At 39.1% G+C, this 16,163-nt stretch carries 18 protein-coding genes; 3 read left to right on the plus strand and 15 right to left on the minus strand.

Annotated elements, in window-relative coordinates; all coding sequences use genetic code 11:
• Positions 1-83 precede the first annotated feature (83 nt).
• The 3 genes from hpf to FGK98_RS09715 form a co-directional block, all read right to left on the minus strand.
• The gene (gene hpf, locus FGK98_RS09705; protein WP_000599119.1) at positions 84-632 is read right to left on the minus strand and encodes a ribosome hibernation-promoting factor, HPF/YfiA family; all 549 of its coding nucleotides are present in this window, start codon (positions 630-632) and stop codon (positions 84-86) included.
• A 79-nt stretch (positions 633-711) separates the two neighbouring features.
• Complete coding sequence (locus FGK98_RS09710; protein ID WP_138100986.1) at positions 712-1,374, minus strand: ComF family protein; 663 nt, start codon at positions 1,372-1,374, stop codon at positions 712-714.
• Positions 1,371-2,669 (minus strand): DEAD/DEAH box helicase, encoded by a 1,299-nt coding sequence (locus FGK98_RS09715; protein WP_138100987.1) that lies wholly within the window; start codon positions 2,667-2,669, stop codon positions 1,371-1,373. The genes FGK98_RS09710 and FGK98_RS09715 overlap by 4 nt, the downstream gene beginning before the upstream one ends.
• Before the next feature lie 56 nt (positions 2,670-2,725).
• On the opposite strand from FGK98_RS09715, the gene FGK98_RS09720 reads away from it, so the two are divergent.
• The 3 genes from FGK98_RS09720 (at position 2,726) to cysK (ending at position 4,843) form a co-directional block, all read left to right on the plus strand.
• Positions 2,726-3,361 (plus strand): YigZ family protein, encoded by a 636-nt coding sequence (locus FGK98_RS09720; RefSeq protein ID WP_138100988.1) that lies wholly within the window; start codon positions 2,726-2,728, stop codon positions 3,359-3,361.
• A gap of 15 nt (positions 3,362-3,376) precedes the next feature.
• Positions 3,377-3,820, plus strand: coding sequence for a PH domain-containing protein (locus tag FGK98_RS09725; RefSeq protein ID WP_138100989.1), 444 nt, complete (start codon positions 3,377-3,379; stop codon positions 3,818-3,820).
• 96 nt (positions 3,821-3,916) lie between these two features.
• Entirely contained in the window at positions 3,917-4,843 is a 927-nt protein-coding gene (gene cysK, locus FGK98_RS09730) for a cysteine synthase A (protein WP_138100990.1), read from the plus strand.
• 87 nt (positions 4,844-4,930) lie between these two features.
• Here the strand turns inward: cysK and tsf are convergent, their stop codons facing one another.
• The 12 genes from tsf to yfmF all read right to left on the minus strand — a co-directional run bounded on the left by tsf (position 4,931) and on the right by yfmF (position 16,105).
• Entirely contained in the window at positions 4,931-5,971 is a 1,041-nt protein-coding gene (gene tsf, locus FGK98_RS09735; RefSeq protein ID WP_138100991.1) for a translation elongation factor Ts, read from the minus strand.
• Positions 5,972-6,050: 79 nt separating this feature from the next.
• Positions 6,051-6,830: a 30S ribosomal protein S2 gene (rpsB, locus tag FGK98_RS09740; RefSeq protein ID WP_138100992.1), complete on the minus strand. Its 780-nt coding sequence runs from the start codon at positions 6,828-6,830 to the stop codon at positions 6,051-6,053.
• Positions 6,831-7,051: 221 nt separating this feature from the next.
• Complete coding sequence (gene pcsB, locus FGK98_RS09745; protein WP_138100993.1) at positions 7,052-8,257, minus strand: peptidoglycan hydrolase PcsB; 1,206 nt, start codon at positions 8,255-8,257, stop codon at positions 7,052-7,054.
• Between the two features lie 93 nt (positions 8,258-8,350).
• Positions 8,351-8,845 (minus strand): rod shape-determining protein MreD, encoded by a 495-nt coding sequence (gene mreD / locus FGK98_RS09750; protein ID WP_138100994.1) that lies wholly within the window; start codon positions 8,843-8,845, stop codon positions 8,351-8,353.
• 2 nt (positions 8,846-8,847) lie between these two features.
• A complete protein-coding gene (gene mreC, locus FGK98_RS09755) occupies positions 8,848-9,663 on the minus strand; it encodes a rod shape-determining protein MreC (protein ID WP_138100995.1) in 816 nt (271 codons plus the stop codon).
• A 59-nt stretch (positions 9,664-9,722) separates the two neighbouring features.
• Positions 9,723-10,517, minus strand: a complete 795-nt coding sequence (locus FGK98_RS09760; protein ID WP_138100996.1) for an energy-coupling factor transporter transmembrane component T family protein — start codon at positions 10,515-10,517, stop codon at positions 9,723-9,725.
• Positions 10,510-11,349 (minus strand): energy-coupling factor transporter ATPase, encoded by an 840-nt coding sequence (locus tag FGK98_RS09765; RefSeq protein ID WP_138100997.1) that lies wholly within the window; start codon positions 11,347-11,349, stop codon positions 10,510-10,512. Before FGK98_RS09765 ends, FGK98_RS09760 begins: the two co-directional genes overlap by 8 nt.
• A complete protein-coding gene (locus FGK98_RS09770) occupies positions 11,334-12,161 on the minus strand; it encodes an energy-coupling factor ABC transporter ATP-binding protein (RefSeq protein ID WP_138100998.1) in 828 nt (275 codons plus the stop codon). The genes FGK98_RS09765 and FGK98_RS09770 overlap by 16 nt, the downstream gene beginning before the upstream one ends.
• Positions 12,158-12,703 (minus strand): CDP-diacylglycerol--glycerol-3-phosphate 3-phosphatidyltransferase, encoded by a 546-nt coding sequence (gene pgsA, locus FGK98_RS09775; protein WP_138100999.1) that lies wholly within the window; start codon positions 12,701-12,703, stop codon positions 12,158-12,160. Before pgsA ends, FGK98_RS09770 begins: the two co-directional genes overlap by 4 nt.
• 10 nt (positions 12,704-12,713) lie before the next feature.
• Positions 12,714-13,538, minus strand: coding sequence for a cytoskeleton protein RodZ (gene rodZ / locus FGK98_RS09780; RefSeq protein ID WP_171011142.1), 825 nt, complete (start codon positions 13,536-13,538; stop codon positions 12,714-12,716).
• 36 nt (positions 13,539-13,574) lie between these two features.
• The gene (gene yfmH / locus FGK98_RS09785; protein WP_138101001.1) at positions 13,575-14,858 is read right to left on the minus strand and encodes an EF-P 5-aminopentanol modification-associated protein YfmH; all 1,284 of its coding nucleotides are present in this window, start codon (positions 14,856-14,858) and stop codon (positions 13,575-13,577) included.
• Positions 14,855-16,105, minus strand: a complete 1,251-nt coding sequence (yfmF, locus tag FGK98_RS09790) for an EF-P 5-aminopentanol modification-associated protein YfmF (RefSeq protein ID WP_138101002.1) — start codon at positions 16,103-16,105, stop codon at positions 14,855-14,857. The genes yfmH and yfmF overlap by 4 nt, the downstream gene beginning before the upstream one ends.
• Between the last annotated feature and the right edge of the window lie 58 nt (positions 16,106-16,163).

Here is a 16,163-nt window from a genome sequence, read left to right on the forward strand (position 1 = left end):
AAGATCTAACACTAGAAGAGCTCAACCAAAAATAAAAAGTGGTTTACACAATTGTAAACCACTTTTACACAGCTGCCAAGATTTTATGATTCCTTAACTTCTAGCAAACCAACTTCACCATCTTCACGACGATACAAAACATTAGTTGTTTGATCTTCTACGTCTACATAGATAAAGAAATCATGTCCCAACAAATCCATTTGAAGAAGCGCTTCTTCCAAATCCATTGGTTTTAAGTCAATTTGTTTTGAACGAACCACTTTTGGCTGCACAACATTTGCATCTTCAACTAGAGCATCTGTAAAGAGTTGGCTTGTTGCAACCTTATTTTTATTCTTGCGTTCGATTTTTGTTTTATTTTTTCGAATCTGGCGTTCAATTTTATCTGTTACAAGATCAATAGAACCATACATATCTTGAGAAATATCTTCTGCACGAAGAGTAATTGAGCCAAGTGGAATTGTTACTTCAACTTTTGCTGTTTTTTCACGGTAAACTTTCAAGTTGACACGTGCATCCAACTCTTGTTCAGGTTGAAAATATTTTTCGATCTTTTCGAGTTTAGAAACTACATAATTGCGAATTGCTTCTGTTACTTCTAGGTTTTCACCACGGATACTATATTTAATCATATAAGTACCTTCTTTCTAAACATTTTTATTTTTCTAACTATATTATAACGCTTTCATTTTCATTTTGCAAATTTTTTCCTCATCTTACAAGAGAAAAAGTTTTGACTTCCAAAACACCTGCCTCTTCAAAAAGTCGCTTCACACGATTGATAGTCGCTCCTGTCGTATAGATGTCATCAATGAGCAAAATCTTCTTAGGAAGAGGGATTTCCGTTTTGATATAAAAGGGAATTTCAGTAGCTAATCTTTCTGAGCGATTCTTAGAAGAACTAGCTTTCTCTTCTCTTTTCCCCAATAAGTCTTGAAAGGAGAATCCTGCTGCCTCAACCAATCCTTCAACCTGGTTAAATCCCCTCTCAAGCAATCTTTCAGGACTTAGGGGAATTACCACAAATTGATAGTCTCCACACTTTTTCAACTCATCCGCAAGCACAGGAGCAAAAATTTTTCTAAGCAGAAAATCCCCATCAAACTTATATCGACTAAAGAAGTCTTTCATAGCTTGATTATAGGTAAATATCGCTTTATGGCTAACTTGAATACCTTTTTTACACCAAAGTTTACAATCTTGACACTTTGTTGACAGACTCCTTTTCATACAATTTGGACAATGATCCTCACCTATCTTCTCAAAAGTAGACTCGCAAGCTGAACAAAGATAGTTGTTCTCATTCTTAAGCAGCAAGAGATGACTAAAAGTCAAGTCACTCTTTATTGTCCGTCCACATAATAAACAGTTCATAATCCTGCCTCCTTGTTCATCTGCTTTATTTCCTTGATTGCTTTTTTGATGGAAACATTTAATCCATCATGAAAGAAGAGCAATTCACCAGTCGGTCTATCCATACTACGCCCAACACGACCTCCAATCTGAATCAAGCTAGACTTGGTAAAAAGACGATGATTGGCTTCCACCACAAAAACATCTACACAGGGAAAAGTGACTCCGCGTTCCAATATAGTTGTACTAATTAATATCGTCAATTCCCCGTCCCGAAAAGCTTGCACCTGCTCTAATCGATCTACTGTGACAGAGGACACAAAGCCGATGGTTTCATTTGGAAACTGTTCCTGCAAGAGTTCTTTTAGTTTCTCGCCTTTCTTAATCTCTGATGCAAAAATTAGAAGTGGGTAACCTGTTTTTCTCTGCTTCTGAATAAAGGTCTTTAACTTTGGCGACAACTGACTCTTATCTAAATAACGATTAAAATCTGATAACCAAACTGGCTTTGGAATAACCAATGGATTTCCATGAAACCGTCTTGGCAAGCTCAATCGTTTTAATTCTCCTGTGCGGACCTTCTTGTCTAACTCATCTGTAGAAGTCGCTGTAAGGAATATCTTTAACCCCTCCTCCTTTACACATTGGTTTACAGCATAGTAAAGAATAGGGTTGTCAACATAAGGAAAGGCATCTACTTCATCCACTATCAGCAAGTCAAAAGCATGATGAAATTTTAACAACTGATGAGTCGTTGCAACAACTAGTGGTGTTCGAAAATAAGGTTCTGACTCACCATGAAGTAGTGCTATATCGCAAGCAAAGTCATTCTGCAGTCGCTTATACAGCTCCAAACACACATCGATTCGAGGGCTGGCCAAACAAACTGCACCACCTTCATCAATCACTTTGGCCACAACTTGGTAAATCATCTCTGTCTTCCCAGCTCCTGTCACAGCATGAACTAAAGTCGGTTCTTTCTTTTCGACTGCTCGAATCAACCCCTCTGATACCTTCTCCTGAAAAGGGGTTAATTGACCACGCCATTTGAGAACATCTTGCTTAGGAAAATCTTCCTGCGGAAAATAGTATAAAGCTTGATCGCTTCTAACGCGCTTCATCAACAAGCATTCCCGACAATAGTAAGCCCCAATGGGCAAATACCAGTCTTCTAGAATAGAACTGTTGCAACGTTGACAAAACAGTTTCCCTTTCTCTTTTCTCATTGCTGGAAGTTTCTCAGCCATCTGACGTTCTTCTTTCGTTAATTCTTTCTCAGCAAACAAGCGACCGAGGTAGTTTGGATTTACTTTCATACTTCTTTATTCGTAAAAATCTAGCGCTTTAGATATTTTTTTAGTACAATTAAATCATGGAATTTAGAACTATTAAAGAGGATGGACAGGTCCAAGAAGAAATCAAAAAATCGCGCTTTATCTGTCACGCAAAGCGTGTCTATAGTGAAGAAGAGGCTCGTGACTTTATCACTGCCATCAAAAAAGAACACTACAAAGCCACCCATAACTGCTCTGCCTTTATTATTGGGGAGCGCAGTGAGATAAAGCGTACGAGTGATGATGGCGAACCTAGTGGTACTGCTGGAGTCCCTATGCTTGGCGTCTTAGAAAATCATAATCTTACTAATGTTTGCGTAGTGGTTACTCGCTACTTTGGGGGCATTAAGTTAGGCGCTGGCGGACTCATCCGTGCATACGCAGGTAGTGTTGCCTTAGCGGTCAAAGAAATTGGCATTATAGAAATCAAAGAGCAAGCTGGTATAACTATTCAAATGTCTTACGCTCAGTATCAAGAATATGGAAATTTCCTTAAGGAACATAATCTCATGGAACTTGAAACAACCTTCACAGATCAAATTGATACCTTGATTTATGTCGATAAGGAAGAGAAAGAAAATATCAAGGCTGCTCTCATAGAATTTTTCAATGGGAAAGTGACTTTAATAGAACAAGGTTTACGAGAAGTTGAAGTTCCTGTAAACTTAGTGTAAATAAAGGAGAAATATATGGCGTTTGGAAAATTTATTCAAGGACTTGCTGGTAATTTTAGCGAGCAAAACAAAGAAGCTCTTATCAAAGAATATGGTCAATACCTACTAGAGAATGAAGAAATCCAAAGTGGATATAAACTCATTCGTGACGCAATCATCTTTACAAATATTCGTATTATCTTTACAGATAAACAAGGCGCTACGGGTCGCAAGATGTCTGTTAAGTCACTCTTTTTGATGAACATTGTCAACGTTGAAATGGAAACTGCTGGAGCAGGTATAGACGATAGTGAGATTACGATCACTTATTTAGAGAATGTCTTTCTAAAAGCACATAATGAGCATTTTAGTTTCCACAAATTTGAATTTCCTAAGAAAACGGATATCCTCCCACTTTACACCTATTTACTAGAATTGGCTTATCATAATCGATTAAAAATTAACGGCTTAGAGCTTTGATATAAAAAAATCCTATCGCTTCGATAGGATTTCTATATTTTACAAATAACCTAGAGCACGTTATACTAGTATCATCTTATACAAAGAGGTATATCTATGACTATTTATAACAATATCACTGAACTAATCGGACAAACACCAATTGTTAAACTCAACAATATCGTTCCAGATGGTGCCGCAGATGTTTATGTAAAACTTGAAGCTTTTAACCCTGGATCATCAGTAAAAGACCGTATTGCCCTTAGCATGATTGAAAAGGCTGAGCAGGATGGCATTCTAAAACCCGGTGCTACTATTGTTGAAGCAACAAGTGGGAATACTGGAATCGGACTTTCTTGGGTTGGTGCTGCTAAAGGATATAAAGTCGTTATCGTCATGCCAGAAACGATGAGTGTGGAACGACGTAAGATTATCCAAGCCTATGGTGCTGAACTCGTCCTCACTCCTGGTAGCGAGGGAATGAAAGGGGCTATCGCCAAAGCCCAAGAAATCGCAGCTGAACGCGATGGCTTTCTTCCGCTCCAGTTTAATAATCCAGCTAATCCTGAAGTACACGAAAGAACAACAGGAGCTGAAATACTAGCTGCTTTCGGTTCTGATGGACTAGATGCCTTTGTGGGTGGTGTCGGAACTGGTGGAACAATCTCAGGTGTTTCTCATGCACTTAAAGCAGCAAATTCTAATATTCAAGTTTTTGCAGTTGAAGCTGATGAATCTGCTATTCTGTCTGGTGAAAAACCAGGACCTCACAAAATTCAAGGTATCTCCGCTGGATTTATTCCTGATACACTTGATACAAAAGCCTATGACGGTATCGTCCGTGTAACATCAGATGATGCTCTTGCACTTGGCCGTGAGATTGGCGGAAAAGAAGGCTTCCTTGTTGGTATTTCTTCTGCCGCAGCGATCTACGGAGCAATTGAAATTGCTAAGAAATTAGGTACAGGTAAGAAAGTCCTTGCTTTAGCACCAGATAACGGCGAACGTTATTTATCTACAGCACTCTATGAATTTGAAGTGTAGTCTCCTAAATGCACTTAGCCCTTATCAAAGGGCTTTTTTGTTTACTCACTCTAAAACAAAAAAGGAAGCAAATTGCTTCCTTTTCAATTAGTTATTCAAGGCTGCTGCCATTGTAGCTGCAACTTCTGCTTCGAAGTCGTTCGCAGCTTTCTCGATACCTTCACCAACTTCAAAGCGAGCGAACTCAACTACTGAAGCGTTAACTGATTCAAGGTATGCTTCAACTGTCTTGCTGTCGTCCATGATGTAGACTTGTGCAAGAAGTGTGTATGCTTGGTCAACTTTAGTGTTGTCAAGCATGAAGCGATCCATTTTACCTGGGATGATTTTGTCCCAGATTTTTTCTGGTTTACCTTCTGCAGCCAACTCAGCTTTGATGTCAGCTTCTGCTTGGGCGATTACTTCGTCAGTCAATTGAGCTTTTGATCCGTAAGCCAAGTGTGGAAGAGCTGGTTTGTTAACCATAGCGCGGCTTTCATTGTCTTGGTCGATGACGTGGTTCAATTGTGCCAATTCATCTTTAACAAATTGCTCATCCAATTCTTTGTAAGAAAGAACTGTTGGTTTCATCGCTGCAATGTGCATTGACAATTGTTTAGCAAGAGCTTCGTCTCCACCTTCGATAACTGAGATAACACCGATACGGCCTCCGTTGTGTTGATAAGCTCCAAAGTGTTGCGCATCTGTTTTTTCAATCAAAGCAAAACGACGGAATGAGATTTTTTCTCCGATAGTTGCTGTTGCAGATACATACGCTGCTTCAAGAGTTTCACCTGAAGGCATTGTCAAAGCAAGAGCTTCTTCATTGTTAGCTGGTTTTCCTTCAGCAATTACTTTAGCTGTAGCGTTTACCAAGTCAACGAATTGAGCGTTTTTCGCAACGAAGTCAGTTTCAGCGTTTACTTCAATTACTGCTGCAACATTACCGTTAACATAAACACCAGTCAAACCTTCTGCAGCAACGCGGTCAGCTTTCTTAGCTGCTTTCGCCATACCTTTTTCACGAAGCAATTCAATCGCTTTTTCGATGTCACCGTCTGTTTCTACAAGCGCTTTTTTAGCGTCCATAACACCGGCACCAGATTTTTCACGCAACTCTTTTACAAGTTTAGCTGTAATTTCTGCCATTTTGATTCTCCTATATTTTTTAAAAAATAGGAGAGCTGGGCTACGCCCCGCCCTCCTAGGTAATTACTATTTATACGAATTAAGCGTTGTCGCCTTCTACTACTTCAACGATTTCTTCGATTGAGTCTGCTTGAGCTTCTGAAGCTGCAAATTCTGCTTCAACTCCTGATGCGTCTTCTCCTTGACGTCCTTCGATGATAGCGTCAGCCAATTTAGCTGTGATCAATTTAACCGCGCGGATAGCATCATCGTTAGCTGGGATGATTACATCGATATCGTCTGGATCAGTGTTTGTGTCAACCATCGCTACAACTGGGATACCCAATTTTTTAGCTTCTTTAACAGCGATTTGCTCTTTATGTGGGTCAACTACGTACATTACATCTGGGATACGAGGCATGTCTTCGATACCACCCAAGAATTTTTCAAGACGTGCACGTTGTTTGTTAAGAAGTGCAACTTCTTTCTTAGGAAGAACTTCGAAAGTTCCATCTTCTTCCATGCGTTTGATTTCTTTCAAACGAGCGATACGTTTTTGGATTGTTCCCCAGTTTGTAAGAGTTCCACCCAACCAACGGTGGTTGATAAAGTATTGACCTGAACGTACTGCTTCTTCAGCAACTGCATCAGCTGCTTGTTTCTTAGTACCAACAAACAATACAACTGCATCGTTAGCTGCTGCATCACGCATAAAGTCGTAAGCTTGGTCAGCGTATTTTACAGTTTGTTGCAAGTCGATAACGTGGATTCCGTTACGCTCAGTGAAGATGTACTTAGCCATCTTAGGGTTCCAGCGACGAGTTTGGTGACCAAAGTGTACACCAGCCTCAAGAAGTTGTTTCATTGAAATTACTGCCATGAGTATTTCTCCTTTTTGTTTTTTCCTCTTCTTGATTTCAACTTGCAAAACGACCCAAGGGCAACAGTTTCACAATTCATCAAGAATGAGTATTATCGTTTACACGACAAGTTTCATTCTACCACATTTTATCAATATTTTCAAGTGTTTTTGCTAGTTTTTGGTCTAACTAAAAAGTAAAAAAGAAAAGAGACTCAAATCGAGCCTCTTTATTTGGTTCATTAGTTTGGATAGATGTATGTTACGTAACCTTCAGAAGTTGTAGTTGGGTTGAACCATCCACGTTTGTTTCCAATTGTACGATCTCCACCGTAGTTTGATTCTGATACTTGGATACGAGATGATGATGAAACTGCTGTAACAACCGCTACGTGTCCATAACCACCATCATTCCAACATGCAATCGCGCCAACTTGTGGAGTTGATCCTGTACGGAATCCTGCTGCAGCTGCACTTGTTGCCCACTGAGCTCCGTTACCCCAATAGTCTCCAGCCCAAGGTGCCAATGTTTTAGCTCCCCAAGTACATTCACCAGTTGGGTAACTTGATGCATTTGAGCTGTATGTTGGACGTTGTCTAGCAGGAGTTGGAGCAGGTGCTGGAGTGTAGCTTGAATCCTCATCATCAGATGTTGATGTCGCTTGCACTTGAGCTGAGAAGCTTGTATTTCCTGAAGCAACTACTGATTGTTGTTGGCTTGCTTGACGAGCTTTGTAAGCCGCTTCTGCTTCTGCAGCTGCTTTCGCTTCTGCTTCTGCAGCTGCTTTCTTCTCTAGCAAACTAGCTTTTTCACCTTCTGCAGTAGCTTTCTCAGCAGCAAGGTTCAACTCAGCAACTTTCAACTCAGCTTGCTTAGTTGTCAATACTTGCGCATCATCAGCCAGTTTTTGTTGGTTAGCAATAACTGTATTGATTGCTTCATTATTGGCGACTTGTTTATCAGAAATTGCTTTTTTATCAGCCTTTTGTTGTTCCAACATTTTGTTGTTAGCTGATACGATTTCGCTCATGGCAGCTACACGTGAAATCGCTTCAGTAATTGATTTTGAGTTTACAATTGTATTAATGTAGCTAGTCGCAGCTCCATTTGTCTGTGCACTACGAGCTTGTTTTTCCAATGAGTCATTACGAGCAACAATATTCTTAGAAAGCTCTGTAATTTCTCCTTCAAGTTTTTTAGATTCAGCTTGTAATTTTTCGTTTTCGGCTTGCAAGCTTGCTTGCTCTGCTTGAATTGTTGAAACTTGACCTTGGATTTGATCCACTTGATTTTGAGCTTCTTGTTGTTGTGCTGTTAAACTGCTAATTTTATTATCTTGAGCAGCAATTTTTTCATCAGTTGTTTCTGCACGAACAGTTGTCAATACTGCTGTTTGTGAGACCAATACTGTACTTAACAAAAGTGACGCTAAGATTTTTTTCTTCATATTCTGTCGATACTCCTTCTATTTGAGACATTACTAGTATACCAAAAAAAGACATAATAAATATTACGCCTTTGTTACATTTATATTTCTTTCTTATAGATAAATTTTTTCAAAAATAAATTGAAAAATGACAATCCATAAAAAGTTCAGAATCATTGATGGGACGAGGCTATAGACAATGAAAACCGGCATAGAGTCTACAGTCAATCCTACAGCCAAAGCCAGAAGATAACTCCCCATATCAAACAGAAAAGTGATTACAATAATGGTCAACATCCTTGTCCAACGATTCGTCAATATCACGCTGTTAAACTTGTGGAGCGAAGCACCAATCACGATAAACAAAAGCGTGGCAATTCCAATCAAGTGGAAAAAATAAATATCATAAACCAAACCCACTATACAACAATAGGCTAGATAGAGATACTCTGACACTTCGATTGTTTCAAATAAGAGAAACAAGAATAGAAAATGACTGGCTAAATGAAAGTGGGGAAAGAAGGATCCCACCAGTTGACCAATATGAGCATCAATTAGAACAACAACAGGGAGTAAAAAGAAAATACCAACTTGTTTAAACAGTCTCATTACTAATTCCCCACTAACTCTACCACATGAAGATCTTTGGTGTCAGCACTCAACTTTACTGTTACCTCTCGCGTTAGATAATCACTGCTGTGCGTTGTGGCAACAACCTCGCCAACAGGAATATCCTTAACATTGAAGTTTCCGAGTCCTCCTGTAGTCACCTTGTCTCCGGTGCTAATGTCGCTGTTACTATTTAATTGACTAATTTTAAGCAGTTCAGTTTCCTTGTCATAACCAACGATGATCCCGTAAATTTCAGTAGAACCATGCAGGATTTTAACGGAAATTTTGTCGGAATTTTCAGTGTTTGTCAGCAAGTTGACCGTTGTTGAATGCTCCTCTATTTTTGAAACACTACCAATCAAACCACCGTTTGCAATGGCCAACATATTTTCAGAAACTCCTTTTGAACTTCCCGCATCAATTGTCAACTCTTGCTTCCAAGACACTGGAGCTCGCATAATCACATCTGCTGCTAAGGTTTTTGTAGCCTGTAATTTTGACTTCATCTCTAGAAGTTGACGTAGTTGTTCATTCTCTGTTTTTAAACGTTCTGATTGATTAGACTCCACTTCTAGTTTGTAGAGTTGCTTTTTTAAGCTTTCATTTTCATTATAGGTCTGCGTCAAATGGTCCAAATCCGATTTGAAAGCATCAAACCACTGAAAGGGTTTTTGGACAATTCTATCCACTAAAGAGATCCCATCTCCTAGTTTTGTCACAATAGCACTTGAATAAGTTGTCACTAATAGTACGGAAACTGCCAGAACTGTGACAAAAACGATGATTAGATATTTTGATTTTTTAAAACGGTTCATATTCCTACCTTTTTACTAAAGAACTACTACTGTGATTTTTTATCAATCTTACAAATCCACTAAGATTTTAAGAAAAATAAGAGACATCCCAGCACCAGAATCACAAGAATCGCCAGTGTATCCTTTTGACTCCATCTCAATTGTCTATACTGACTTCTACCCTTTCCTCCCTGATAACCACGCGCCTCCATGGCTATTGCCAATGAATCTGCACGCTTTAAGCTCGTCGCAAAAAGAGGAATTAAAATCGGAATCATAGCCTTTACTTTTTGAACGATGCTACCTTCGCCAAAGTCAACTCCACGAGCTTTTTGAGCATTCATAATTCGCGTCGTGTCATCCATCAAGGTTGGAACAAAACGCAAACTCATTGATAACATGAGACCAATTTCATGAACGGGAACTTTCACGCGTTTCAGAGGCGCTAAGAGAGATTCAACTGCAGCTGCCAAACTCAAAGGCATGGTCGTTAACGTTAGCAAAGTTGAAAAGAAAACAATCAACACAAAACGACAGAAAATAATTCCAGCTTGTTGCAAAGCATAATCCGTTATTTTTATAAAAGAAAACTCAAATAAGACATTTCCACTTGAAATGAAAAAGAGTTGAAATAGAGTCGTAAAAGCAATCAAGAAAAACATGGATTTTAATCCCTGAACAAAAAATGAGAGGGAAACGCCCGACAAAGCGATAAATATACCTGTCGCTACAAAAAGAATGAGATTGGCGAGAGGATTATTAGCCCAAAATACAATCAAAATCAACAGGATCATAGCGAGCAATTTACTACGGGGATCCAAGCGATGAATGATGGAATCTCCTGGTATATAACGCCCTAAAATCATACTATCCATTTAGCGACTCCTTAAACTCCTCTATCTTGATTGGTAGCTTTTTAAAAGCTACACCTCTATCTGCCAAACGTTTACAAAAGGCTGTGATTTTAGGCACACCTAACTGTACATTTTCCATAGAGGCAACATCTTGGAAGACATCACTTGGTTTGCCACTTTTGACCAAACTCCCCCTTTCCATAACGTAAACCTGATTAGCATACTCAGCTACGTCATCCATCAAATGCGTTACTAGAACGATTGTCATTCCAGCAAGGTGAAGTTTTTTAAACAGAGTCATCAATTCTTTTCTGCCCAAAGGATCTAGACCAGCTGTTGGCTCATCCAAAACTAAGACAGTTGGCTCCATCGCTAGTATCCCTGCAATGGCAACACGTCTCATCTGACCACCCGAAAGTTCAAATGGGCTCCTCTCAAAGAGTGACTCATCAATGCCCACCAAGGCTAACTTTTCACGCGCAATTTTCTGTGCTTCTTCCTCAGAAACTCCAAAATTTTGTGGTCCAAACGCAACATCTTTCAAAACAGTTTCTTCGAAAACCTGATTTTCAGCAAATTGAAAAACTAGTCCAACTTGCTTTCGAATCTGTCGAATTTCTTTATTTGTTGATGTAGGGGTAATGACGGTATTAAAAACTCGAACAGAACCCTTACTTGGAAGCAATAGGCCATTTAAAAGCTGTAAGATCGTCGATTTTCCACTACCTGTATGTCCTATCAAAGCTGTATAGGAGCCGTCCTCAATTGTCAAAGAAACATCAGTCAAGGCTGATGAAGATAGGGGGGTCCCCTCTTGATAGGTAAAGCTCACATTTTCTAGAGTAATTCCCATAGCTTGTCCTCTAGCTCTCCTTCTGTCAAATAGCCATCTGGCAACTGATAGCCAGTCTCTCTCAAAGATTCTCTTAATTGATTAGTAAAAGGATTATCTAAGCCTATCTGGTCAAGGTCATCCCGAGAAAAAAGTTCTCTGGGGCTACTGGTTGACTCCACTTGGCCTTTTTTCATGACCAATACACGGTCACTCATCGCAACTTCTTCCAAGTCATGCGTAATGGAGACAACTGTCATCTGATAGTCTTTTCGAATCTCTTGAACTGTCTGAATCAATTCTCTACGTCCCTCGGGATCCAACATACTTGTAGCCTCGTCCAGAATCAAAATAGCTGGTCTCAGAGCAACAACTCCTGCAATGGCCACCCGTTGTTTTTGTCCACCAGATAAGCGAGCTGGTTCTCTCTTCTTAAAGTCCAGCATACCCACTAACTCCAAAGATTCAGCCACTCTCTTCTGCATTTCTTCACGAGGAAGACCCTGATTTTCTAGACCAAAGGCAACATCATCTTCAACAGTTGCCCCTACAAATTGGTTATCTGGATTTTGAAAAACCATGCCAATTTGACGGCGCAAGTCCCAAACATTCTCAGAGGATAGCAATTGACCATCTATCCAGATTTCTCCAGACTCTGCTTCAAGCAAGCCATCAATCAAACGAATAGTTGTCGATTTTCCGCTCCCATTATGACCTACAATCGAAAGCCATTCTCCACGTTTCACGTGAAACGAGACATTATTAACATCATAATGATCTTGGTCTTCCTTATAACGAAAAGACAGATCTTTTACTTCAATAATTGATTTCATTTCGAACCAAATGTCCCTCTGAATACATGAGCGCTACCCTTAAAATAATCATAACCAGAGTAGATAGTGAAAAACAAAGCGATATAAAGCAACAGCTGACCAATTAAATTCCAATGTAAGAGCAAAAAGATAATGGCAAACATCTGACTAAAGGTCTTGATTTTCCCTGGCATCGCTGCTGCTAGAACTGTCCCTCCCGTCTCAACAAGCAACAAACGCAAGCCTGTCACCGCAAGTTCACGACAGATGATAATAGCAACAACCCAAGCTGGAGCCATACCTAACTCAATCAACATGATAAAAGCTGACATAACTAGCAACTTATCCGCCATTGGATCTGCAAACTTTCCAAAGTTGCTAACCACATTCCATTTACGAGCAAGGTAACCATCAAGGTAATCCGTTACACTAGCAACTGCAAAGATAATCGCTGCCAGCAAATGACTGCCTTGTGAATGGTCCAAAGTCAAAATAAGAATAAAGAGAGGTATAAAGAGAATTCTACCAATTGTTAATACATTAGGGATTTGTTCTTTTTTCATTGGTTCTTCCTTAATCTGTAGTGAATGTAAGTGTCACAGTTCCAGTCTGAGTTGTCAGCTTGGAAGTATCAATCGTTTGATTGTCCACAGTTAAAGTAACTCCCTTCACTACACCCAAAGTAATAGTCACAGGTTCTTTCGTCGAAACTGTTGTTTTTGCGTTTTTATTGTCTGATGACAAGGTCACACCACCTTCAAGGTCACTTCCTGAAATACTTACCCAGCTAGTTGCATCCGAAACAGTCAGTTGAATGGTAGCTGTTTCCTTACTTGATTGATAGTGTGCCTCAATATGATTGTCCTCACCCGAAACCGTAATTTTTGATTCCGTAGTAGAAGATGAGCTTGATGCCTGACTGCTAGAAGATGAACTAGACGAGGTTGTTGAACTAGTTGAGTTCACAACACTATAATTAGCTGAAGAAGGACGAGTTGGTTGAGTCTGGATATAATTCCAAACATAATAGGTCACAAAAATTAAAATCGACAAAGCAAACAAAACGAAGTAAAACAGGGGGAGATAAGACGTTTTTTTCTTATTTGACCGTCTGCGACCAGACAAGTCCTCTTCATCAACATCTACCTCTTCGTAGGTAATCATGCTTCCCGAATCATAGGCGTCCAAAATGATTCTCTCGTCCAATTCAACCGCCCAGGCATATTTTCTTAAAAAAGAACGAGCATAAAATGGACTAGGAAGTTGATCAAAATCATCAGCTTCCATAGCCTCTAATAAATTCATCTGAATATCCGTTTTTGCCTGCAGTTCTTCTATACTCAATCCCTGATTAATTCTGGCTAAACGTAGAACCTCACCAATTGTTTTTTTTCTCATACTTACCATTCCTTCTTTATAGCGTTCTTGCCTTATTTAGGCTGGAAAAATTGTAAAATCAATCAAATCACCATCATCTATCAAACGATGCCCAACTTCAAGAACATCGTCTAAAGTAATTTCTTGTAAAATTTTTGGTAAATCAAAAATAGTTTCCCCTCTGTCGACTGGTTCATACTGTGTCGCAATAAACTCCAAGGAGTTCATGCTACTGAAAAATTCCCCAAATATCTCACTCTTAACAAGATCCAGATGTTCCTCTGTAAGATCTGAATCTTTCGTAAAGTTGAGAATAGCCTTTCGAAATTGATGCGACAACGAAACTGGTTCTTTCGTATCCATTGTCAACATCACAAAATGAAAGCGACTATTCACTTCCACCTCTAAGGATAGCGAGGCATCCAACTTCCCAGCCTCATATAATTTTTGAAATCGCTCAGAAGTCCAACCAAACATCATCGTAAACAATAATCTTAGCAAAACATTATAACGGTAGCAATCTTCTTCTGCTACCTCATCTGCTCCCCTAATTCCAACAGCAAGTTTTGGTGAAGAAACTTCCATCCGAAGGCTATCTGTTTCTTTGACAGCTTGTAAAGTAAGTTTCTCCTTCCTTACTACCATTTCTTCCAAGTTTCTATGTTTCTTTTGCGAAAAATACTTCTCAACCGTATCTACATCAAAATTCCCAACTAAAAACAAAGACATGTTGACAGGTTTGTAAAAGGCTGTAAAGTTATTTTTTAAGTCATTCAGCTGAATATTGTTAATTGATTTTTCACCTCCAACAATATCAGCTGCCAAAGGAGTATTTGGATAAAGATTTGCTAAGGTTGCAAAAAACAGACGCGAATCTGGATCGTCTTGGTACATCTCACGTTCCTGTTGGATAATTTCCCGCTCTCTCTCAACTGACTCTTCTGTAAAATGAGCGACTGTTACCAATTCTTCAAGCAAATCCAAATTTTCTGATAAATGATCTATTGTTGAAAACAAATAACTCGTCTTTGTAAAACTTGTAAAAGCATTGCTATCAGCTCCCAAGCGTGTAAAAGACTCCATAATATCTTCAGCATTTTCTCTCTCAAACAGTTTATGTTCAAGAAAATGTGCAATTCCAGCTGGATAAGACTGTAAACCTTTTTCAGATAGTGTAAAGCTTGTGTCTACTGATCCAAATCGAACTGTTACAACTCCGTAAACTTCATTAAATTGTTTCTTAGGAAGGAGAGACACTGTCAATCCATTTGATAGACGAGTCTGATAAACCGTCTCCTTTACAGCAGGATAGTATTTTTCTTCAAAGGTAACTGGTGTCATTCTATTCCTTCCATAAAGTATATCGCTTGTAACCGAACACTATTTGCTGCTTTGCAGATAGCTTCTTTGTCAACTTGGTTTAATTTTTCAACCCAACTGTCAAAATCTGATGTAGATTTCCCTAACAGACTATTCAAATAAACTCGCTCGATTAGTGAGGTCTGACTATCTTGCGCAAGCAACAAGGTTCTGCGAATCATCTCCTTGGTCTGTTCAATCTCCAAATCTGTAAAATTACCTTTTTTTAGTTCAAGTAATTGATGATTCATCAATTTTCTGGCTTGATTGCGATTTCCCCGATCGATGCCAGCATACATCCTCAATTGACCACTAAACAAATCTAACTGACTGGAGATAGTGTAGGCTAGACCAGCATTTTCCCGAACATTTGTAAAAAGCTTAGAATGAGCAAAACCACCTAATAGACCATTCATTACTACCATGGCCAAATGATGCTTGTCTCCATAGCTCGTAGAACAATGGTAAGCCAATTCCAAAACGGATTGGCCCACATTCTTACGAACCATTCCTTCCCGAAGGACATTTGAATATGGTTGTTGATACTGAGGCTTGACATCAATTTGACGCCCAGTAAAGGAGAATGACCTCAACCACTCCTTTACTTCCACTTCATTAAAATCACCCAAGAAAAAGAAATCAATTCGATCATTTTTCAGAGCATCTTGAAAGTAAGTGTAGCTACTTTCTGGAGACTCATTTGAAATGCTATTTCGTAAATCACTGTATCTCAATTTAAGACGTTCATCATGGAAGAACAAGCTATCCAACTCCTTATGAGCAAAATAAAATGAATCATCCATATCAGTAGCTAAGCTAGCCAATAACTGCTTTTTTTCAATTTCAAACAAGGTTGACTCAAAGGCTCCATCTAGAACTAAGGGGGCAAATAAAGTCTGTTTCACCAATTCCAAAATTCGAGAAGTCAAGACATTTTTTTTACTCAAAAACTCATCCCGCACATAGGTAAAGGTTAAGTCAAGAACATGTGCCTGTCCCCTACGATAAGCACTCGTAGAAATATCTGTCCCATACAAACTTGCTAAATATCTACGAAAAGCTTGAGAAGTTGGGTAAGCTTTATTGGCAGTCTCCAACATACTCGCACTTAACATGCGTCCTGCTACTGTCTTAAGAGATAAGGGAGCAGTAAAACGAACAGTGATTTTATTTGTTTTAAACTTTTTAGATTGAACAAAATGTGCTGAAATTTCAGGCACTAACTCCATACCTTACCTCCTTACATATAGAGTTCTATTATATCACGAAAAGGAAAATATTTCTTAT

This window comes from Streptococcus australis, assembly GCF_901543175.1.
GTDB classification, from domain to species: domain Bacteria; phylum Bacillota; class Bacilli; order Lactobacillales; family Streptococcaceae; genus Streptococcus; species Streptococcus australis_A.